Consider the following 21231-nt stretch of genomic DNA (forward strand, 5'->3'; position numbering starts at 1 on the left):
AAGCCTCTTGGCAGAATGGAATAGACAAGGATCGCCATAGTGTTAAGCTCAGTCAAGAATTTTCGCAGCATTTAATTCTGCAGGCATTTCGGCGGCTATCTGGAGACAAGCGTAGATGAAACTGGACAGAATCGACATCAAGATTCTCTATGAGCTGCAGAAGAACGGGCGCATTACCAATGTTGAACTTGCCGAGTTGGTCAACCTGTCGCCCAGCCCGTGTCTGATGCGCGTCAAGAAGCTTCAACAGGAAGGCTACATCGGGGGCTATTCTGCGCAAATCAACATCGGCAAACTTGGCCAGACCCTGACCGTCTTTACCGAGATCACGCTGAAGAACCACCGCCAGATCGACTTTGCCCGTTTCCTTGCCGTGGTGGAGAAGATTGATCAGGTGATCGAGTGCCATCTCGTTTCGGGTGGCTACGACTATCTCATCAAGTTCGTTACCGCCGGCATCGGCGAGTATCAGGGAATCATGGAACGGCTGACCGACATGGATATCGGTATCGACAAGTATTTCAGTTTCGTCGTGCTGAAGTCACCAATCGTCAAGGTGCACATGCCCCTGACAAGCCTGTTCCCTCTCTAGGATTTCGGCAATTTATGCAGGCAATGGCCCTCTTCAACCGTGGCCGTAGGTTCTGATCAGCTCGGGATCGAGCTTGAGGGAATCAAGCCATTGGGGATCGAGTTTTGGAACAGAAGAGAAAAGCAACTTTGAATAAGGATGTTGCGGCGCCTTCAGATCTGCTGGCGTGATCTCCTCGACTTTGCGGCCGCCATACATCACGACGATCTCGTCGCAGATAGCCTCGACGACCGACAGATCATGGCTGATGAAGATGTAAGACAGCGAAAGGTCGCGTTGAAGTTCCTTCAGGAGATCGATGATCGCGGCGGCGACGACCGTGTCGAGAGCCGATGTGATCTCATCGCAAATGATCAGCTTCGGTTCGGCAGCAAGGGCGCGCGCGAAGTTGACGCGCTGCTTCTGGCCGCCTGAAAGCTCTTGTGGCCGCCGATGACGAAGCGATCTCGGCAGATGAACCATATCGAGCAACTGTTCGATGCGGGTGTCTCGCTTCTTGCCTTTCATCCCGTGATAGAAAGTCAGCGGCCGGCCGAGAATCTCCTCGATCGATTTTTCCGGATTAAGCGCTGTGTCGGCATATTGGAAAACGATTTGCATTTCGCGCAATTGATCGCGGCTGCGTTGCCTTACAGTGCCTGCAAGCTTCCGGTTCTCAAAGATCATATTGCCAGTAGAGGGCGGCAGAATACCTGCAATGGTGCGAGCCAGTGTAGATTTCCCGCAGCCGGATTCGCCGATGATGCCGAGATTGCGGCCCTTTCTTACCGTCAGGCTCACATCCTTCACCGCACGAATGAGCGGCAATTGGTCTGCCTGGAGAGGGCCATAGCCGGCAACCAGGCCGTTGACTTCGAGAAGGACTTCCCGGCCAGTCACCACAATTTCGTCGCCGCGCGGCCTAGGCTCGAACGCTGCCAACAATTGGCGCGTGTAGGGATGCCGGGCACGTGACAGAATATCGGTCGTTGTGCCCACTTCCTGTACTTCACCGTTTCGCAGGACCACGATGCGGTCAGCGATCTGCGCAACCACAGCCAGATCGTGCGACACGTAAACGCCTGAAATGCCGCCCGCCTTCATCACCGACTTGAATGCACGCAGCACTTCGATCTGAGTGGTGACATCAAGGGCAGTGGTCGGCTCATCGAAGATGACGAGCTTCGGAGCGCCAATGAGCGCCATTGCGGCCGAAAGGCGCTGCAACTGGCCCCCGGACACTTGGTGGGGATAGCGTTTCCCTATCGTGTCTGGATCGGGTAGCGATAGAGCCCGGAACAGTTCAATCGCCTTTTCTTTCGCTTGCTCTACCGGCATTAACTCGTGGATACGAGTGACTTCGATAACCTGGTCGATAATACGTTTTGTCGGGTTGAACGCCGCCGCAGCCGACTGGGGGACATAGGCGACCTTTGTACCACGGATGCCGGCACGTTCGCGTTCGCTGAACGTTACCATGTCCTTCCCAGCGATCCGGACACTACCTCCGGAAATGCGACACCTCGACCGGGTATAGCCCATCAGTGTCAGGGCAATGGTCGTCTTGCCCGACCCGCTTTCACCGATCAACGCCACGATCTCTCCCGCGGCAATGTCCAGGCTCACACCCTTTATGATATCGACGCAGCGGCCGCTGTCGGTTGTCGCCTCAACTTTGAGATCACGTATTTCGACAAGGTTTTCCATTCAGGCGCTCCGGTCGCGAATTTTCTTCGGCAGGTTGTCGATCAGAAGATTGACGCTGATCGTCAGGCTCGCGATCGCCAGTGAGGGGACAATCACCGCAGGGGCGCCGAAAGGAAGCCCGCCGACATTTTCATGCACGAGGGCGCCCCAGTCGGCAAAAGGAGGCTGCACGCCGAGGCCCAGGAACGACAGGCCCGACAACAGCAACACGATGAAGACAAAGCGAAGGCCGAAATCCGCGAGTACAGGGCCTATGATGTTGGGCAGGATCTCCGAGCCGATGATGTAGAATATGCCTTCGCCGCGCGTGCGCGCCACCGTGATGTAATCCATGGTGTTGATGTTGACGGCGAGCGCGCGGGCGAAGCGATAGGCGCCAGGCGTGTAGATGACAGCGAGTGTGACGATAAGAACGGTGATCGACGAGCCAACGGCTGCGACAACAACCAAGCCCGAAAGCTTGCCCGGGATGGAGTTCATTGCGTCGAGAAACCGGCTCAGTGCTGCATCAAACCATCCGCCAATGACCGCCGCCGTCATGCCGAGCACGACGCCTGAGAAGCATGCGATGGAAACGGCCGCAAGCGAGATGCCAACCGTGTAACGGGCGCCCATGAGAACCCGCGAAAGCATGTCGCGGCCAAGATAGTCCGAGCCAAGCCAGAACCTGCTGCTCATCGCTCCGAAATAGTCCTCGTCAACGATCTCGCCGACCGGATGAGGAATGATATGCGGCGCGATGAGTGCCACGATTCCCCAGAAGACGATGACAGTAAGTCCAATCATGCCGACCCAGCTGAAGCGGTAGCCGAACTTTTGTAAAAGCGGAATGGATGGGTTCATGATCAACGCAGCCTCGGGTTGGCAAGAATGGCAACGATATCTGCGAGTGTAATCAGGCTAAGATAACCGACGCAGAAGATCATGGCGCAGGACTGGATGAGGGGTAAATCGCGCGTTGCCACCCCATCGACCATCAGCTTTGCGATGCCTGGATAATTGAAGATTGTCTCGACGATGATCACTCCGCCCACGAGGTAGGATAGTGATAGGGCGATGGCATTGACGATGGGGCCAACCGCGTTCGGCAAGGCGTGGCGCAAAATAATGCGGGGGCGTGAGGCTCCCTTGAGTAAGGCTGTCTCGACATAGGGTGTACTGAGAGTATCGATGACGGCCGCGCGGGTCATTCTGATCATCTGTGCCGCGACCACGAACGTCAGACTAATGACCGGCATGGCGTAGACTTTGAGCAATTGCCAAACCGAGGTGACGTCATTGGCGAAAGACAGCGCTGGCAGCCATTTGAGATAGACCGAGAACACGAGCACCGCTGCCGTCGCGACCATGAATTCAGGGATGGAGATGACGCCGATCGTAAGAATGGTCACTGAACGGTCATAGAGCGATCCGCGGAACATCGCCGCGGTAATGCCAAGCGTCAACGCAAGCGGCACGGCAAACATCGCGGTGATGCCGGCCAGTCTCATGGTGTTGACGAAGCGGCCACCGATCAGTTGGGCTACAGGGACATTGTTGACGTAGGACGTCCCAAGATCACCCGATGCCAGCCCGCCAAGCCAACGTAGAAACCGTAAATAGGCGGGGTCATCAAGATGCATGGCGCTGCGGAGTCCGGCGATGGCTTCCGGAGTAGCTGCCTGACCGAGAAGAATTGTCGCCGTATCGCCCGGCAGCATAGCCGTTGCGAAGAACACTGCGAAAGACACGATCAGGAGTGTCAGGGCAGCGATCAGAAGCCGAACTGCGATTAGATCGAGTACGTATCTGCTCAAGTGTGGGCCCCTGCTGAACAGAGTTTCAAGATGATGGACAAAGCCGCGCAGCGAAATTAAGGCGGATCGAGTATCAACGATGAAATGTTGATCCCGCCAAAAAGGGACGACAAGGCGATACGGTGACACCTCGTCGTCCGCTGCTTGTTAGCCATCCAGCCAGACATATTCGGCGAACGCATACCCCATTTGTCCACCCAGCGGGTTGGCTTCAAGGCCCTTCAGCTTTGCCGACAGAGCATCCACATTGGACAGAAAGACAGGGATGACGGTTCCGGCTTGCTCTGAGATCATGACCTGCATTTCATCATAGATCGCCTTGCGCTTCGCCTGATCAAGAAGACCACGCGCCTCGACCAGCATTCCGTCGAATTTCGTCGACTTGAACTTGCTCTCGTTCCACGGTGCATCGGACGAATAGAGCAGTGAGAACAGGATGTCGGGCGTCGGGCGCGGGTTGATATTGCCGAAATGCACGGGCGCCTTCAGCCAGTAATTCGACCAATATCCATCGGAAGGTACGCGTTGCACATCGAACTTCATACCGATTTCAGCGCCTGCCTGCTGAACCAGTGTGGCCATGTCAACCGACGACGTTGCGGCATCGGACGCAATAACCGGAATGGACTGGCCGACCAGTCCTGCCTTCTGGAAGTGGAACTTAGCCTTTTCGGGATCGAAGGCTTTCGGCTTCAGCTCGGCATTGTAATAGATGCTTGCGGGGGAAACAGGCTGGTCGTTGGCGAGCTCGGCAAGGCCGCGCATGACCGATTTCTGGATCTGCTCACGATTGATCAGGTTTTTCATACCGGCCACGAAATCGGCCTTGCTGCCCGGCTCCATATCCAGGCGCATGTTGAGATTGGTGTAGTTCCCGGACGTAGTCTGCGACAGGGCGAATCCCGGCTGGCTTTCGACCAGCTTCATGGAACGAGGTTTAATGGATGCCGCCAGTTGAATGTCGCCTGAAAGCAGCGCATTGACGCGCGCATTGTCGTCGCTGATGGCAAAATACTCGAAGGAATCGATGTGTGCACCCCCGGACTTGAAGTAGTTCGGGTTCTTGACGGCGACAGACTTGACGCCCGGTTCGAAACTCTCGAGCTTGAAGGCGCCTGTGCCGATGCCCTTGGAAAAGTCCGTCGTGCCGTCCTGGACGATCATGAAATGATGCATCGCCAGTATGGTCGGCAGGTCGGCATTGGGGTTTGCTAGGGTTATCTCTGCAGTCAGCGGGTCGATAGCCCTGACGCTGGTGATCTGCTTTGCGATCGAATTGACCTTGGAGCCAACATCCGGGTTCAAGTGCCGCATCAAAGAGAAGACGACATCCTGAGACGATAGGGTCTTGCCATCATGGAAGGTGACGCCAGAGCGCAGCTTGACCGTCCAGACCTTCGCATCCGAACTCTCCACGCGCTCGGCAAGCTCCATTCGCGTTACGCCACTCTTATCGAGGAAAGTCAGTCGGTTGTAGAGTGCGCAACAGCGGACATAGTCCGTCGACAGCGAGGCCTTGGCCGGGTCGAGCGTGTCAGCCGTCGATGCTGACCAGCCTGCAGCCTTGAGATGTCCGCCCGACTTGGGTGTTGCGGCAAGGGCGCTGGTGGCGCGTCCGAGAATTGTAGCTCCGGCCGTCATGGCAACGCCGCCTGCCATGAGCATGTGGAGAAGCTCGCGACGCGTGGCGCCGCGGCGAATGGCGCTTTCCACCATCGCGTCGTCTGACGAAGTCCAATTGAGAGATTTGTCGGTCATTTCATTCCCCTTTTTTCGTCTGGTTATCGGGCCGCCCGTCTTGAAGCAGGCTTTGCTCGTCGTTGCGTTGAAGGTTTGTCAGCTCCGTGCGGCAGCTGCAGCATCGGCAAGGCCGGCCATGGAGGTGAAGTGATAGTCGGGTTTGGTGAACTTCGCTGGCTCGATCGTGCCGCCATAGCCGTTCACCGCATGGCGCCGTTCGATCCAGCAATTCGTCATGCCCAGGTCCCGCGAGACACCGATGTCATGATACTGGCTCTGCGCTACATGCAGGATGTCATTCTTGTCTGCGCCTTCATCGGCCACGAACTCGAAGACCTTGTGAAAGAAGGCAGGGTCCGGCTTTTCAGTACCCGTATCGTCCGCCGTAAAGGCGCCATGAAAGGGATGTCCGAGCTCGGCAGAAAAATGATCGAACGCCCAACGACGGGCATTGGTCATGGCAATGAGGCGATAGTTGCGCGCCAGTCGTGCCATGGCCTCGGCGCTATCCGGAAAGGCCTTCCACGTCTTGGCGGAATCGCGCAAGCGTTCGCCTGAGGCTTTATCGACCGGCAAGCCGAGTGCCGGGGCAATGGCCAGATAGACACGAACGAGGTCGTCCGGAAACAGATCGGCATCCTTGGCATAGCGAGCCGATCGATAGAGGCGAAGTGCTTCCTCACCATCAATCGTGACACCTGCTTCCGCCGCGATTTCGCTAAGGCAGGACGTCAGCCCGCCTTCGAAATCGATTAGCGTTCCGACGACGTCGAAACTCATGTATTTGAATTCAGGCAGCGATTTACTCAATTTCATATCCCCAGTTTCGAACGCATAGGACACCGGTTGGGCGCGCCTGACGAAAGATTATGCTGTTCCTGATCCCGAGCGACCGGGCCATGCTGGCAAGACCCTCAAATTTCAGGGATGTAGGCCTTTGCTTTCTGCGAGTTTGGCACGTCCTTCGGGTCGTTGAAGCCGAATCTTCGGCATGCCGCGGCACAAAATTCTAAAATGACGCCTTGCGCGATATTTCGGAGGGATCGACTTAACACGGCCTTATTCCTTCAATGATCGGCGGACGTCCGGATCCTCCAGCGTCTGGTCGAGCGTCTTGGCTGTTCGTTCGAGAATGGCGTCGATGTCCTCATCGGTGCAGCAGAGCGGAGGAGCATATCCCAACACACCATTGGCGAATGCGCGAATGACGAGCCCGTTGCTCCAGGCACGGTCAAATAGGCGACGCGAAGCCTGTGCTTCTGCGGGCAGAGGTGTTTTCGCCGTCTTGCTGGATACCAGTTCGATTGCCGCCAACATGCCCCGGCCCCGAACATCGCCGACCAGAGGATGATCGCGGAGCGCCTCAAGCCCGGCCATCAGCCGCGCGCCAGCTTTTACTCCGTTTTCGAGCAAGCCGCCCTCGTAAAGCCTGAGCACTTCGAGGCCCACGGCAGCGCTGACGGGATGCGCCGAATAGGTGTAGCCGTGACCGACTGCGGATGTGCCGGCGCCATCGGCAATCACCTGATAGACATGGTCCGCCATAAATACTGCACCCATGGGTACATAGCCTGAGGTGAGCCCCTTGGCGGTCGTCATGAAATCCGGAACGATCTCATCTTCCGAGCAGGCGAATAGAGGGCCCGTGCGACCAAAGCCGGTTATGACCTCGTCAGCCACGAAGAGGATATCGAGTTCGTGACAGAGATCCCGGATGGCCTTGATCCATCCCTTCGGAGGGACGATCACGCCGCCGGAGCCTTGGATCGGCTCTGCATAGAATGCTGCTACCCGGTCACGACCAACTGCCTCGACCTTGGCGCGCAGGTGGGCAAGTGATGCCTCGATGATTGATGTTGCGTCCTCCCCGACCGGGTTGCGGTAAGGATAGGGTGATGGAATTTTGTGCTGCCAGTCGAACGGGATGCCAAAGCCTGCGTGAAAGTTCGGCAATGCCGTCAGGCCGGCACCGACCGTCGACGAGCCATGATAGCCTTGTTCAATCGAGATAAACTGGTCGCGTTGGGGTTGGCCCTTGGCGATCCAGTAGTAGCGGATGAAGCGGATCGTACTATCGACAGCATCTGAGCCTCCGAGGGTGAAGTAGATGTGGTTCAGGTCCCCCGGCGCACGGTCTGCCAGCTCGGATGCAAGGCGGATTGCCGGCTCGGATCCCAGACCGAAATACGCTGTCGCATAGGGCAGTTCCCGCATCTGGCGCGACGCCGCCTCGACGATTGAATCATGGCCATAGCCTGCATTGACGCACCACAACCCCGCGAACCCGTCGACCAATTGATGCCCGGAGGCGTCAGTCACCATTGCTCCCTTGGCGCTAGCCAGCACGCGAACACCTTGCTGCTCATGACCTCGATAGGAGGCGACTGGATGGACCAGGTGAGCACGATCAAGCTCGACGAGGGAATTGTTGAACATTTTCATCTCCGGATCAGCCAAGGGCCTGATTGGCAAGGGCAAAGGTGGTAACCGTCGAGGCGACGGACAGGGTGATGACGGGCCGGGCCATGATGATCCCGCCGCCGACATGGACAAGACCGTGATCTTGGAGCCAGGGGGCAAGACCGGTTCCGGCACCGGTGTCGACACGCAGGAAGGTGCCGTTTCGACGGCTTATGAAGTGTGAGACGAGGGCTTTGGCATCATCAAGATCCGGGGCAACAACCGGGCCTATGACCTCTCCTCTTCCGAACGGGCGAATGGCGGCGAATGCTTTTGCCTTCCCCTCGCGGCTGACCACGGCATATTCGCCGATCTCGGCAAGCCGTCGAATGAGATCGCCTCGGTCGGCGCCATACGCCGCTCTGTCGAGGGCGAGGATGGTTGGAAGGTCATCAGCGGTCGCGACTTCGGTGTTCGTGGGTGCAGCAATATTAACCGCAACTCCCTGATGCTGGACAATCGCTCCCATTTCGCGAAAGCCAAGCCTTTCATAAAGTGGCAAACCCTCGGCTGTGGCGATAAGGCGTAGTGGTCGATCGCCGGCAAGCGTCATGGCGGCTGCCATGAGCCTTCGTCCAAGCCCTCGTCCACGCATGCTTTCGTCTACGATCACCATGTTGATGGTCGCGCAGTCTTTGCCATAGGGTGTCATCAGAATTGTGCCGACAACATCCCCGGAGCCCGTGACCGCGACGAAGCCCTCGCTCAAGTCCAGGGCCAGTTGCCAGTCCTCCGGCCGATGCGGCCAGTTGGACTGATGCGACAGCCGGACGGCATCATCAAGATGCTCTAGCCCCATGGGTGTGATGACAATGTCGATATTCTGCATGGTGGCGTACCTTCATTTCTGAATATGAGTGTTGCCTTCAACAGGCCGGTAGATTGTCTGAAGGCGGCACCGGCGGCGATATCTTCAGCCGTAGGAGGACGTCGGCGCCGCATCTTATGCTGCGACCTGGCGATAGGCGTTGCCGGAAGAGGTTTTGTGAACGCGATCATGAGCTCCATGCCCAACCAAATGCCATTCCGGCCTGGAGATACGGAACTTTCTGCTTTCAAATCCGGCAATTCAGTCGACGCGCTCGCCGGTGACCGACCTATGATCTGACCATCAGCAACCGGCTCCACGGCCCGGCCTATCGAGGACGACGCGCATGACAACCTTTCGCCCGAAATTCATCACCTTCGACTGCTACGGCACATTGACCAATTTCCAGATGGCGGAAGCCGCACGCGACCTCTACGGTATGCACCTTGATGAGCCGAAGATGCTGGATTTCATCAAGAACTTCGCCGCTTACCGGCTGGACGAGATCCTTGGCGACTGGAAGCCCTATGCCGACGTTGTTCACAATGCATTGGAGCGTGCGTGCAAGCGCAACGGGGTTGCCTTCAAGGACGAGGATGCCCGGCTAGTCTACGAGCGGGTGCCAACATGGGGGCCGCATGCGGATGTGCCGGCCGGGCTCGCCAAGGTCGCAAAGGAAATTCCTTTAGTCATTCTTTCCAATGCGATGAATGCGCAGATCACGTCCAATGTCGAAAAACTTGGCGCGCCCTTTCATGCCGTCTACACTGCGGAACAGGCAAATGCCTACAAGCCGCGTTTCCAGGCATTCGAATACATGTTCGACATGCTCGGCTGCGGGCCGCAGGACATCCTCCATTGCTCATCCTCCTTCCGCTACGACCTGATGTCTGCCCATGATCTTGGGATCAAGAACAAGGTTTGGGTCAATCGCGGCCATGAGCCAGCCAATCCCTATTATGGTTATGTCGAGATCTCCGACATCTCCGGCCTGCCTGGCGTCGTTGGGCTCTAAGGAAAGACGAGACCCATGAAATACCTGTCCTACTGGCACGATACGGCATCGGCCTTCAATGGCGCAGTCGAAGGACCGATCGAGGGGCACTATGACGTCGCCGTGATTGGTGCAGGCTTTACCGGGCTTGGCGCGGCGCGGCAGCTTGCAAAGGCCGGGACGAAGGTGATCGTGCTGGAGGCGGACACCGTCGGCTCCGGTGCCTCGGGGCGAAACGGCGGCCATCTCAATAACGGTCTGGCGCATAACTACCTCGCGGCGAAGGCTGAGATCGGCAAGGAGCGCGCCATCGCGCTCTACCAAGCCCTCGACGCTTCGATCGACACGCTGCAGACAATCATCACCGAAGAAGGCATCGAGTGCAGCTTTCGCCGGGCCGGCAAGCTGAAGCTTGCCTCCAAACCACAGCATTTCGAAAGTATCTCGAAGAATTTCGAAGCGGTACATGCTGAGGTGGATGCGGATACGGCGTTGCTTTTACCCGCCGACCTCAGAGAGGAAGTAGGGTCGCCCTTCCACGGAGCCATGCTGTCGAAGAAGAGCGCGATGATGCATATGGGGCGTTATGTCACCGGTCTCGCTGGGGCGGCAAATCGTAGTGGTGCGGTTATTGCCGAAAAGGCTGCGGTCAAGGAGCATGGCCAGGCCAAGGGCCGACATGTGCTGAAGACCGCGAGGGGCATTGTGACGGCAGATCAGGTTCTGGTCGCAACCGGCGCATACACCACCTCTAATTTCGGTTATTTCCGCCGCCGCATCATCCCGGTCGGAAGCTTCATCATCGCCACTAGGCCGCTGACGGATGCTGAAGTTGCGGCTACCATGCCCGGCAACCGTACCTGCGTGAATTCGATGAATATCGGCAATTACTGGCGACTTGCTCCGGACAACCGTTTGATCTTCGGGGGCAGGGCGCGATTTTCGGCGACGTCCGATCAGCGATCAGACGCCAAAAGCGGAGCGATCCTGCGCGACAGTCTTGTGCGCATCTTCCCGCAGCTCGCGCATGTCGAGATCGATTATTGCTGGGGCGGGTTGGTTGATATGACCAGCGACCGCTTCCCGCGCGCGGGCTATCAAGACGGCATCTGGTACGCGATGGGCTATTCTGGGCATGGCGCGCAACTTTCCACCCATCTGGGCATCACATTGGCCGATGCCATGCTCGGGCGGCCGGACAAAAATCCGCTCAAAGGCCTTGATTGGCCAGCGGTTCCGGGGCATTTCGGCAAGCCTTGGTTCCTGCCTCTTGTCGGGCTCTATTACAAGGCACTCGACCGGTTTCAGTGACGCATGGACCGGTCTGGGTGTGTCGAGCAAAAAGGGAGTTGCCTTGGCGCCTCCCCTTTCGCGTTCGCGCAGACCAGGAAAGGCTCAACTCAGCCCGCCGATGTGGAAGGATTTCACTTCCAGATACTCCTCGATACCAGCCCTCGAACCTTCACGGCCGAGACCAGACTGTTTGACGCCGCCAAACGGTGCGACTTCTGTCGAGATGGCACCGGTGTTGAGGCCGACCATACCGAATTCCAGCGCCTCGCCAACGCGCCACGCGCGTTTCAGGCTTTCCGTATAAAAATAGGCTGCAAGCCCATAGGGAGTGCCGTTTGCGATCGCGAGGGCTTCCTCTTCGGTTTCGAAGCGGAAGAGCGGCGCCACGGGCCCAAAAGTCTCCTCGTTGGCAAGCTGCATGTCTGTCGTGGCGCCCGTGAGCACCATTGGCGCGGCATATTGTGCACCGCCCGGCATGTTCGTGCGGGTGGTGACAATCTTGGCACCCTTGGCAAGCGCGTCGTCAACGTGGCGGTTGATCTTGGCGATGGCGGCCTCGTTGATCATCGGCCCGATCGAAATACCGGGTTCGGTACCGGGTCCGACCTTCATGGCATTGACGCGGCTGCTGAGTTTTTCAGCGAAGGCATCATAGACCCCGGCTTGCACGAGCAGACGGTTGGCGCAAACGCAGGTCTGGCCGCCATTGCGAAACTTTGACGCGATAGCGCCTTCGACAGCAAGATCGAGATCCGCGTCGTCGAAGACGATGAACGGCGCATTGCCACCGAGTTCGAGCGACAGGCGCTTGACGCTATCGGCCGCGCCGCGCATCAGCAGGGAACCGACACGGGTCGAACCCGTGAACGAAATCTTGCGTACCGTCTCGTTCGCCATGATCTCGTTGCCGATGTCGGCCGGCATCCCGGTAACGATGTTGATAACGCCTGCGGGAATACCTGCTTTCTCCGCAAGCCAGCCGATAGCAAGGGCCGAATAGGGCGTGAATTCGGACGGCTTGATGACAATGGTGCAGCCAGCGGCAAGGGCAGGAGCGACCTTGCGGGTGATCATTGCGTTCGGAAAATTCCAGGGTGTGATGATGCCGCAGACACCGACCGGTTCCTTCAGGACGACGATCCGTCGATCTGGTGTGGGGGAGGGAATGGTCTGCCCCTCGATGCGCCGGGCTTCCTCGGCGAACCATTTGACGAAGGAGGCACCGTAGCGAATTTCACCGCGCGCTTCGTCCAGCGGCTTGCCCTGTTCGATTGTCAGTATCAGCGCGAGATCCTCGATATGTTCGAGCATCAGCGCTTGCCAGGCTTCGAGCAGTGCGGCCCGCTCTGCGTGAGTCTTCTTCCTCCAGGGGCCGTAGGCGCTAGCGGCCGCCTCGATCGCCATCCGCGTTTCTGTCGCTCCCATGTCCGGCACGGTGCCGACTACGGATTGGGCGGCAGGATCAATCACATCGATACTCCGGCCGGATGCCGCCAACATCCACTGGCCGCCGATCAACGCGTTTTGCCGGAAAAGGCCTGGTTCTCTTAGGTTCTGCATTTCTCTGTCCTGTCGCTAATCATAGAGCCGCAAGGATCGCTGCGGTGATTGCCTCTGTCCGGTCCTTGCCGGGAATGGTGCCGATCTCGCTTGCTGTCGTGCGTTCTACGGCTGACATGATGGCCGCTGCAGCTTCCGTTTCCCCCAGATGGTCCAGCATCATCGCGCCGGACCAAATGGTGGCGATCGGATTGGCGATACCGAGATGGGCGATATCAGGTGCCGAGCCATGTACCGGCTCGAACATCGAGGGCGCGCTCTTGTCTGGATTGATGTTCGCCGAGGCTGCAAATCCAAGTCCACCCTGAATGGCTGCGCCTAGATCGGTGAGAATGTCGCCGAAAAGATTGGAGGCGACGACGACATCAAGGCTTTCTGGCGCCATTACCATGCGTGCCGCCATCGCGTCGATGTGGTAGCTGGTGACCTCGATGTCAGGAAATTCGGCGGCCAGCTGCCGGGTCACTTCGTCCCAGAATACCATCGAGTATTTCTGCGCGTTCGATTTGGTCACCGAGGCGAGTCTCCCGCTGCGTGTGCGGGCTTGTTCGAAAGCGAAACGCAGGATGCGTTCGACACCGGTACGAGTGAAGATCGAGGTTTCGACCGCCACTTCATCGGCTGTACCCTGATGGATGCGGCCACCGGCGCCAGAGTATTCACCCTCAGTGTTTTCACGGATGCAGAGGATGTCGAAGGCATCTGCCTTCAGCGGACCCTGCACGCCTGGTAACAACCGATGCGGACGAACATTGGCGTATTGTACGAAGCTCTTGCGGATCGGCAGCAGAAGACCGTGCAGAGAAACCGCGTCCGGCACTTCCTGTGGCCAGCCGACAGCACCAAGCAGGATGGCATCGAAGCGACGTAGTGTTTCGATGCCATCCTGCGGCATCATCGCGCCCGTTTCCTTGTAGAAGGCGCAGGACCAGGGAAATTCGGTGCAATCGAGCGCAAAACCGAGCGAATTGGCAGCTTTCTGCAGTACCGACCACGCAGCGGCGGTGACATCGCGTCCGATGCCATCACCGGGAATAAGAGCAATGCTGTGGGTTTTCATGGTGGTTATATCCTCAAAGTCTGATCAAGACGCTCTTGCTCTTGCGATTGGCATGGAAGGCTTCGCGACCCAGATCCTTGCCGATACCTGATTGCTTGTAGCCGCCGGTTGGAAGGATATGATCGCGTGAACGGCCATAGCGGTTGACCCAGATGGTCCCAGCCTGAAGTTTCCGAGTGATACGGATTGCACGAGAAAGGTCGCGGGTGAAAAGGCCGGCGGCAAGTCCATAGGTGGGGTGCGCAGCTAGCGACAGAGCTTCTTCTTCGTCACGAAAGGTCTGAAGTGTCAGGACAGGGCCGAAGATCTCCTGGGTCACGGCTGCCGATCTTTCGTCGACGCCGGCAATCAACGTCGGGGCATAGAAGTAACCCGGGGCATCCATCGGCAGACCACCTGTAAGACATTCGGCGCCGGCGGCAACAGACGCGCAGATGATCGAATTAATACGCTGGCGCTGCTGATCTGAAATGATCGGAGAATACTGCGCCGCCGCATCCCAGGTTGGCATGGGTCGAACAGTATTCATGTGGCGAAGAATTGCGTCGACAAGTGGCGCTGCGACACTCTCTTCGACGATGAGGCGCGATCCGGCAACGCAGGCCTGTCCGGCATTGCTGATGATGCTGGTGGTGATCGCGGCTGCCGCCTTGTCGAGATCGGCATCTGCAAAAACGAGTTGAGGACTTTTTCCACCAAGCTCCAAGGTCATCGGTTTTATGCCCGTGCGGGCGACATTCTCCATGATTGCCGAGCCTGCGCGCGAGGAACCGGTGAAACTGACCTTGGCGATGTCGGGATGGCCGGTGATGGCATTGCCGGTCAATGGCCCATCCCCCAGGACAACATTGATCAACCCGGCTGGCATACCGGCGCGAACAGCAAGTTCCGCGAGATAGACGGCGGAAAACGGTGTCATTTCGGATGGTTTCAGCACCACGGCATTGCCTGCGGCGAGCGCTGGTCCGAGTTTCCACGCAGCCATGGAGATGGGAAAGTTCCAGGGCGTAATGGCGCCGACTACGCCATAGGGTTCGGTCATGATCATTCCGAGATTGCCGTCATCGGTCGGCACCAGGTCGCTGCCTTCCTTGTCGGCGAATTCAGCGAAGAAGCGGATTTGCTCGGTCGAGATGGCGATGTCGCCTTCAATCAGATGGCCGACTGGCCGGGTCGATGAAAGCGCCTCCAGTCTGGCCAGCGTGACCGCTTCCGTCTCAATCAGATCGGCCCACCTGTGCATCACGTTCAGCCGTTCGCGCGGACGAACCCCTCCCCAATTGCTTCTCTTGAGTGCGGTCTTGGCGGTCTCGACCGCACGGTCAACCATATCGGCGTCGGCTCGGGGGCAAAGAGCATATGCCTTGCCATCGGAAGGTCGATGCATCGGGATGACGCCATCGGCCGTAATGAGGCTTTCTCCGATGAAATGCCCGCTCGGCAGGGACAGACTGTCTGGATCGAAACTCAGAGTCATCAGGATTACCTCGGATCGCTATTTTGGGAGGCTACCGGATTGGTCCGAGTAGCTTGCCCCTATCACGGCAGGGGCGGCGGACGAAAACCCTGTTTTGGGGCCGCCGCGCAGCTTAATCTTCGGTGCTTTGTTGCTGCAGCTGCGGGATCTTGAAAGCCGCTGCCTTCCGCCTTCAAGCGGTTACGTAGACCTTGCGGACTGTCTCGATGGTCCGCCATGTGCCCACGAACCCGGGCTTCATGACGAAACTGTCACCGGCCTTGTAGGTTACCGGCTCACCGCCTTCCGGCGTGATTTCCACCAGGCCCGAAAGGATATGGCAGAATTCGAAGGTCTCGCCCTTGATCGAATGGGTCAGTCCCGGCGTTGCTTCCCATACACCCGTGTGGATGGTCTCGTTGCGGGCACTATCCTGCGCCCAGGTCTTGAAGGTCGGACTTCCGGAGATCAGCCGTTCCGGGGAAGGCGTGGATTCGCGCGGAGCAAAGGATGGGGTCGGGTCGATGGTTTTTAGAAGCGACATGGATTTTCCTTTCGGGTTGTACAAGTCAGTATCCGCGACGGCGGTCTACAAGACCTGTCGGATCGAGACCGGAGCGCAGGCGTTTGATGTTGTCGATGACGGCTTTCGCTGCGGAACGGGGCTGCGTGACACTCGCCACATGCGGTGTCAGCAGAATACGGGGATGGCTCCAGAAGATATGGTCCGATGGAAGTGGTTCTGGATAGGTGACATCGACGACAGCGCCGGAAAGATGGCCGCTGTCGAGGGCTGAGATGAGTTCGTCATGGTTGAGCTGTGGTCCCCGGCCCGTGTGAACGAGGCTAGCTCCACGTGGCAGATGGCTGAAGAGATGCGCATTGAGCAAACCGCGCGTTTCGACCGTTAGCGGAAGCAGGCAGATGAGAATGTCGGTTTGAGACAGCATCCGTGTCAGGCCGCCGTCTGCGGTATGACACGTTACGCCCTCAATCTCGCGTGGCGACCGGCTCCAGCCCGAGAGTTGGAAACCGAAGGGTTTCAGTCGCTCGAGCACCGCCTGCCCGAGCATGCCAAGGCCAAGGACGCTGACGCGTCGCTCAGGCGCCTGCACCGGGGCAATGCCTTGCCAAAGCCCGGCTCGCTGATGGTTCAGATAGGCCGGCAGGTCGCGGTGCAGCGCGAGCACGGCAAGCGTCACGTATTCCTGCATCATGCGAATGATGCCTTCCTCCACCATGCGCACAACCTTGACGTCAGGGGGTACATCGGCGATGCGGAACTGGTCGACGCCGGCGCCGATGGAAAACAGCACTTCGAGATTGCGGTAGCGCGGCAGGTTTTCCGGAACGGTCCAGGTGATCAGGTAACGCACGGAGTCAGGGTCAACTGTCTCGGGGTCTGTGGAAAAAGGCACATCCGGCAAATCCCGCGCAAAGGCTTCCTGGAAGATGGCGCCACGGTGGGCGTCAGAGTGAAATAGGAACGTCATGGGCAAGGGTCCATTCTGTGGGGAATCTGGGCACAGCAGCGCTTGCCGAGCGCCTCGATCATTGATTGGCAAGCGGAAAGCTCGCGTGTGAGGATGAATTCGTCCGGCTTGTGAGCGCGGCTGATGTCGCCTGGACCGCAGATGATCGCGTCTACGCCTGCTGCCTGGAACAGTCCTGCTTCCGTCCCATAGCTGACGGCGGCGAGCGGCTCCTGGTCGGTGAGTTCCGCCAGAAGATTGGCAAGATCGGTGTGGCGCGCCAAGGAAAGGGCAGGATAGGCGCTCAGTTCCTCCCATTCGACACCAATGCCGGATGTGCGTAGTGCTTCTGCGACCATGCGGATGGGCTCAAGGAGGGTGGCGGGATCGATCCCGGAGATCGCGCGCGTTTCGATGTCCAGCGTGCAGTGATCGGCAATAATGTTGAGCGCCTGCCCACCCTGGATCAAGCCGGCCTGCAACGAAGAATAGGGTGGGTCGAAAATCGGGTCGAAAGGGCCGTTTGCAAGAGCGTGTGCCGCCGACACAGTCGCTTGTAACACCGGTGCCATGGCATGGACGGCATTCACGCCGAGATCTGGTCGGGAGGAGTGACCAGATCTGCCCCGCAGTACGATCCGGGCCGCCGCCTTGCCCTTGTGCGCAAGAATTGGCCGCATGCCGCTGGGTTCGCCGATCACCGCGCCCAGCGGCGGCACACACAATTTGGGCAATCGAGAAAGGAGATGTGGCACCCCGCGACAACCGGCCTCTTCGTCATAAGAAAATGCGAGATGGATAGGCCGGATGAGGGGCAATGCGACAAGCGCGGGAACGGATGCCAGCACAGCGGCAAGAAACCCCTTCATGTCGGTGGTGCCGCGGCCATGGAGCCGTTCTCCGTCGATGCGCAGGACGAAGGGGTCGCCCGTCCAGGTCGTCTCCTGCGCGGGGACCACGTCCATATGACCGGACAGGATATAGCCGGCTTTGTCCGATGGGCCGATGGAGGCGAAGAGATTGGCCCTGTCACCCTCCGGTCCGGGAAGAACATGGGCGAGGATGCCGAAGCCTTCGAGATAGGATCTGATCCACTCGACGATCGCGTCATTGGACGTGCCGACGACCGACGGGAAGCCTACCAGCGCCTTCAGGATCTCGGTGGCATTCATCGCGCTGTCCTCATGCGGATTTTGGCACCGAGTTCGGTGCCTGGTATTGGTTCGACTTGCAAGATTAAGTGCGAACGGCATGAATGGCTGCCGAAAGCGACCGCCATACGATCAATTCTTGTGCCGGAGCGGGCCGTAGAAGCGGAATGTTCTGCAAGGGATGGCTAGGATGCTCGGACGCGAGGTCGTTGTGCGGGCGATGGGCAGATAGGCCATGGAGCACAGGAAAGGCGAACGATGGATTTGAAAGTGCCGGAAAAATTGCATGTCGATGCATTTCAGGTGCATTTCGCCGACGTGGCCGATGTCGACCTGGAGCAGTTGCATGCTTTGTCCATCGCGGTCGGCTGGCCGCACCGAGCAGAGGACTGGCAGGCTCTGCGAGACCTTGGACACGGTTTCGTGGCTCTGGACGACATCGATCGTGTTCTGGGGGCGGCCATGTGGTTCCCGCACGGCGAGACCTTTGCAACGCTTGGCATGCTGATCACGTCGCCGCGGCTGCAGACGAACGGGGCGGCAAAATGGCTGATGCAGCGTATCTTGTCCGAGTGTCCCGGCACGAGTTTTCGGTTGAATGCAACGCGCGCCGCGCGTCGCCTCTATCGTTCGCTGGATTTCGTGCAGCAGCGAACCGTTTTTCAGTGCCAGGGGAAAGCCCGCAAGCCGGGTCCGGCCCACGAACTGCCTGCCGGATGCGACCTTCGACGGCTCCGGGCAAGTGACCTTGATGCGGTGATCGCATTCGACGCACCGGCCTTTGCCGTTCCTCGTCCGGTCCATCTTGCCAGCCTGTTCGAGAGTTCGCTCTGCTACGGACTGTTTCGCGGCGAGGCGTTGGTGGCCTATTCCATGAGCCGCGCCTTCGGACGGGGCCACGTCCTGGGTCCGATCGGAGCCTTGTCGGTGGACGAGGCGATCGCCGTGGCCCGACCGCATGTGGACGCCCATACCGGTCGTTTCCTGCGCGTCGATACCCATTTCGGCACCGGTCCCTTCGCAAGCTTTATCCAGGACTGCGGCCTGCCGGTCTTTGATACCGTGACGACCATGACGCTCGGCGAAGGTGTCGATTACGGAACCGTCGGTGACGACAAAGGCGCGCTGTTCGCGCTCGCCTCGCAATCAATGGGATGACAAAGCACTCCCTCGTTTAAGGGTTGGTTTCCTGGCTGATCGACTGACTAGATAGCATTGGCACCAAAGTTCCATAATTTGGCCTATCTGATTTTTGCTTGTAGCCGCAAAGTTAGAATGTCCTGTTTCTGCAAAGTTAAAGTGTCACACTCCCCGCGTTTGATAGCGCGGAGACAAGCGGATGGGGTTGATAGCGATGAGCGAGCGAGATCTGCAGCGGATCGAGGTTTTATCGAAGGTCATCGGCGGTCGGATGACGATGGTGTCGGCGGCACATGTTCTCGGCCTGAGTGAGCGCCAGGTGCGTCGGCTTCTGCAACGGATGCGGACTGGCGGCGCGGCGTCGATCCGGCACAAGGCGATTGGCCAGACGTCGAACAACCGGATCAGCGACGGTATTCGGGATTACGCGGTGACGCTGGTTCGCGAACGCTATGCGGATTTTGGACCGACACTGGTGACCGAGAAGTTGGCCGAGCGGGATGGTTTGCATGTGTCGCGGGAGACGGTGCGCAGTTGGATGGTCGATGCCGGTCTTTGGCTGTCGCGCAAGCAGCGCCGGACCTTTCACCAACCCCGACTGCGGCGCGAATCTTTTGGCGAGTTGGTGCAGATCGACGGGTCTGAGCATCGCTGGTTTGAGGACCGCGGCCCGTCGTGCTCGCTTCTGGTGTTCGTTGACGATGCAACCGGCAAGTTGATGCAGTTGCGTTTTGTCCGCTCGGAAAGCGCCTTCACCTATTTCGAAGCACTGGAACTCTATCTCAAACACCATGGCGCGCCGATCGCCTTTTATTCAGACAAGCATTCGGTGTTCAGAGTGGCGAAGAAGGATGCCAGGGGCGGCCAGGGCATGACCCAGTTCGGGCGTGCGCTTTGCGAGCTAAACATAGAGATTCTTTGTGCTAATTCGAGCCAGGCCAAGGGCCGGGTCGAGCGGATGAACCGGACGCTGCAGGACCGGCTGGTTAAAGAGTTGCGGCTGGCTGGGATCGGCTGCATGGACACGGGCAATGCGTTCCTGCCGGGCTTCATGGAGGACTACAACAAACGATTTGCGGTCGTCCCTGCCCGGCCCGATGACCTGCATCGCCCAATGAACCTGACGCCGGATCGGCTGGCTCAGATTCTGTGCAAGCGGGAGCAGCGCTATGTCGGAGCGCAGCTGACATTCTCGTTCGAGCGTAAGCGGATCATGCTGCAGGAAACCGAAGTAACACGCGATTTGGTCGGTCGCTACGTCGAGACCTATGTCTATGCAGATGGCCGCCTGGATGTCCGATGGAAAGGCTATTGCCTGCCTTACAAGGTGTTCGACAAGGACCAGCGGGTAACGCATGCAGCGATCACCGAGAACAAGCGGCTCGGGGATGTTCTGGCCTATATCAAGGAGCGCCAGGAGCAGCAGGACAAGCCGAAGGTGAAGAGCAACAGCGAGAAGAACGGCTACGTTAAACGTGCTCGCGGGCCGGGCCGGCGGAAGGAATTCATGAGCGATCCGGCCGTGATTGCACGGCGGGAGAAAGCGCTGTTGCGGCAACGGGCTGCCGAGTAAGGCGTCTCAAAGCTAAAGCCGAAGAGGTGCGCCCCACCCGCCCCGATCTGATCTTGCAAGCGGATCTGCCGCCCGGATCGGGGCTGAACGGTGTGCTGTATGGCGAGTAGTCGGACATTTCTACTTTGCAAACCAGCGGACATTTCAACTCATCCGCCACAATGGTCTGGTTCCGCGCTCGAGACTCAGGTTTTGTACAAGTCTCCGTGCAATCCTGCCCCCGCAACCACTGAAACTTGTAACCGACGCCATGAAGCATCCTCCGCTGCGAGGACCGGCTCGAACCGGTGCAAATACGCCATCTTCTCAGCTCTATCCTTGAACTCACCCGCCTTGAGCTAGGTGCCGCTGACTTCGCGGTCGTCAAGGATGCCAATGTCGGCCAGCTCCGATGTGCGGCGAACTCACTTGCGAGGTTTACCTGTATCTCAATTGAATGCTCGTCCTGGC

At 58.5% G+C, this 21231-nt stretch carries 18 protein-coding genes; 5 read left to right on the plus strand and 13 right to left on the minus strand.

Annotated elements, in window-relative coordinates; all coding sequences use genetic code 11:
- The first annotated feature begins 115 nt into the window (after positions 1–115).
- Positions 116–592 carry an Lrp/AsnC family transcriptional regulator gene (locus tag G6N80_RS01240; RefSeq protein ID WP_062553333.1) on the plus strand — a complete coding sequence of 159 codons (477 nt, stop codon included), beginning with the start codon at positions 116–118 and terminating at the stop codon, positions 590–592.
- 33 nt (positions 593–625) lie between these two features.
- On the opposite strand, the gene G6N80_RS01245 is transcribed toward G6N80_RS01240, so the two are convergent.
- The 7 genes from G6N80_RS01245 to G6N80_RS01275 form a co-directional block, all read right to left on the minus strand.
- On the minus strand, positions 626–2278 hold the full coding sequence (locus G6N80_RS01245) for an ABC transporter ATP-binding protein (protein ID WP_165130716.1): 1653 nt from the start codon (positions 2276–2278) through the stop codon (positions 626–628).
- Complete coding sequence (locus G6N80_RS01250) at positions 2279–3121, minus strand: ABC transporter permease (RefSeq protein WP_165130718.1); 843 nt, start codon at positions 3119–3121, stop codon at positions 2279–2281. It abuts the gene before it with no gap.
- 2 nt (positions 3122–3123) lie between these two features.
- Positions 3124–4074, minus strand: coding sequence for an ABC transporter permease (locus tag G6N80_RS01255; RefSeq protein WP_062553336.1), 951 nt, complete (start codon positions 4072–4074; stop codon positions 3124–3126).
- Positions 4075–4221: 147 nt separating this feature from the next.
- Complete coding sequence (locus G6N80_RS01260; RefSeq protein WP_165130720.1) at positions 4222–5832, minus strand: ABC transporter substrate-binding protein; 1611 nt, start codon at positions 5830–5832, stop codon at positions 4222–4224.
- Positions 5833–5910: 78 nt separating this feature from the next.
- On the minus strand, positions 5911–6624 hold the full coding sequence (locus G6N80_RS01265; RefSeq protein WP_165130722.1) for an HAD-IA family hydrolase: 714 nt from the start codon (positions 6622–6624) through the stop codon (positions 5911–5913).
- Between the two features lie 249 nt (positions 6625–6873).
- On the minus strand, positions 6874–8250 hold the full coding sequence (locus tag G6N80_RS01270) for an aspartate aminotransferase family protein (RefSeq protein ID WP_062553338.1): 1377 nt from the start codon (positions 8248–8250) through the stop codon (positions 6874–6876).
- Between the two features lie 13 nt (positions 8251–8263).
- Complete coding sequence (locus G6N80_RS01275; protein ID WP_062553339.1) at positions 8264–9103, minus strand: GNAT family N-acetyltransferase; 840 nt, start codon at positions 9101–9103, stop codon at positions 8264–8266.
- Positions 9104–9428: 325 nt separating this feature from the next.
- Here G6N80_RS01275 and G6N80_RS01280 point away from each other — a divergent pair, with 325 nt between their 5' ends.
- Positions 9429–10097 carry a haloacid dehalogenase type II gene (locus tag G6N80_RS01280; protein WP_062553340.1) on the plus strand — a complete coding sequence of 223 codons (669 nt, stop codon included), beginning with the start codon at positions 9429–9431 and terminating at the stop codon, positions 10095–10097.
- Between the two features lie 15 nt (positions 10098–10112).
- Positions 10113–11387, plus strand: a complete 1275-nt coding sequence (locus tag G6N80_RS01285) for an NAD(P)/FAD-dependent oxidoreductase (protein WP_165130724.1) — start codon at positions 10113–10115, stop codon at positions 11385–11387.
- An 84-nt stretch (positions 11388–11471) separates the two neighbouring features.
- Here G6N80_RS01285 and G6N80_RS01290 read toward each other — a convergent pair whose 3' ends face one another.
- The 6 genes from G6N80_RS01290 to argE form a co-directional block, all read right to left on the minus strand.
- The gene (locus tag G6N80_RS01290; protein ID WP_062553342.1) at positions 11472–12929 is read right to left on the minus strand and encodes an NAD-dependent succinate-semialdehyde dehydrogenase; all 1458 of its coding nucleotides are present in this window, start codon (positions 12927–12929) and stop codon (positions 11472–11474) included.
- 19 nt (positions 12930–12948) lie between these two features.
- Positions 12949–13989, minus strand: coding sequence for a tartrate dehydrogenase (locus G6N80_RS01295; protein WP_165130726.1), 1041 nt, complete (start codon positions 13987–13989; stop codon positions 12949–12951).
- A 13-nt stretch (positions 13990–14002) separates the two neighbouring features.
- Positions 14003–15466 (minus strand): aldehyde dehydrogenase family protein, encoded by a 1464-nt coding sequence (locus G6N80_RS01300; protein WP_165130728.1) that lies wholly within the window; start codon positions 15464–15466, stop codon positions 14003–14005.
- A gap of 172 nt (positions 15467–15638) precedes the next feature.
- The gene (locus tag G6N80_RS01305) at positions 15639–15989 is read right to left on the minus strand and encodes a cupin domain-containing protein (RefSeq protein WP_062553345.1); all 351 of its coding nucleotides are present in this window, start codon (positions 15987–15989) and stop codon (positions 15639–15641) included.
- Between the two features lie 25 nt (positions 15990–16014).
- A complete protein-coding gene (locus G6N80_RS01310) occupies positions 16015–16938 on the minus strand; it encodes a 2-hydroxyacid dehydrogenase (protein WP_062553346.1) in 924 nt (307 codons plus the stop codon).
- Positions 16935–18089, minus strand: a complete 1155-nt coding sequence (argE, locus tag G6N80_RS01315; protein ID WP_165130730.1) for an acetylornithine deacetylase — start codon at positions 18087–18089, stop codon at positions 16935–16937. The genes G6N80_RS01310 and argE overlap by 4 nt, the downstream gene beginning before the upstream one ends.
- A gap of 237 nt (positions 18090–18326) precedes the next feature.
- Between argE and G6N80_RS01320 the strand changes: the two genes are divergently transcribed.
- Together G6N80_RS01320 and G6N80_RS01325 are read left to right on the plus strand one after the other, a co-directional pair.
- Positions 18327–19226: a GNAT family N-acetyltransferase gene (locus G6N80_RS01320; protein ID WP_062553348.1), complete on the plus strand. Its 900-nt coding sequence runs from the start codon at positions 18327–18329 to the stop codon at positions 19224–19226.
- Positions 19227–19407: 181 nt separating this feature from the next.
- Positions 19408–20781: an ISNCY family transposase gene (locus G6N80_RS01325; protein WP_165130732.1), complete on the plus strand. Its 1374-nt coding sequence runs from the start codon at positions 19408–19410 to the stop codon at positions 20779–20781.
- Positions 20782–21231 lie beyond the last annotated feature (450 nt).

This window comes from Rhizobium rhizoryzae, from assembly GCF_011046895.1.
In the GTDB taxonomy this organism is placed as follows: Bacteria; Pseudomonadota; Alphaproteobacteria; order Rhizobiales; family Rhizobiaceae; genus Neorhizobium; species Neorhizobium rhizoryzae.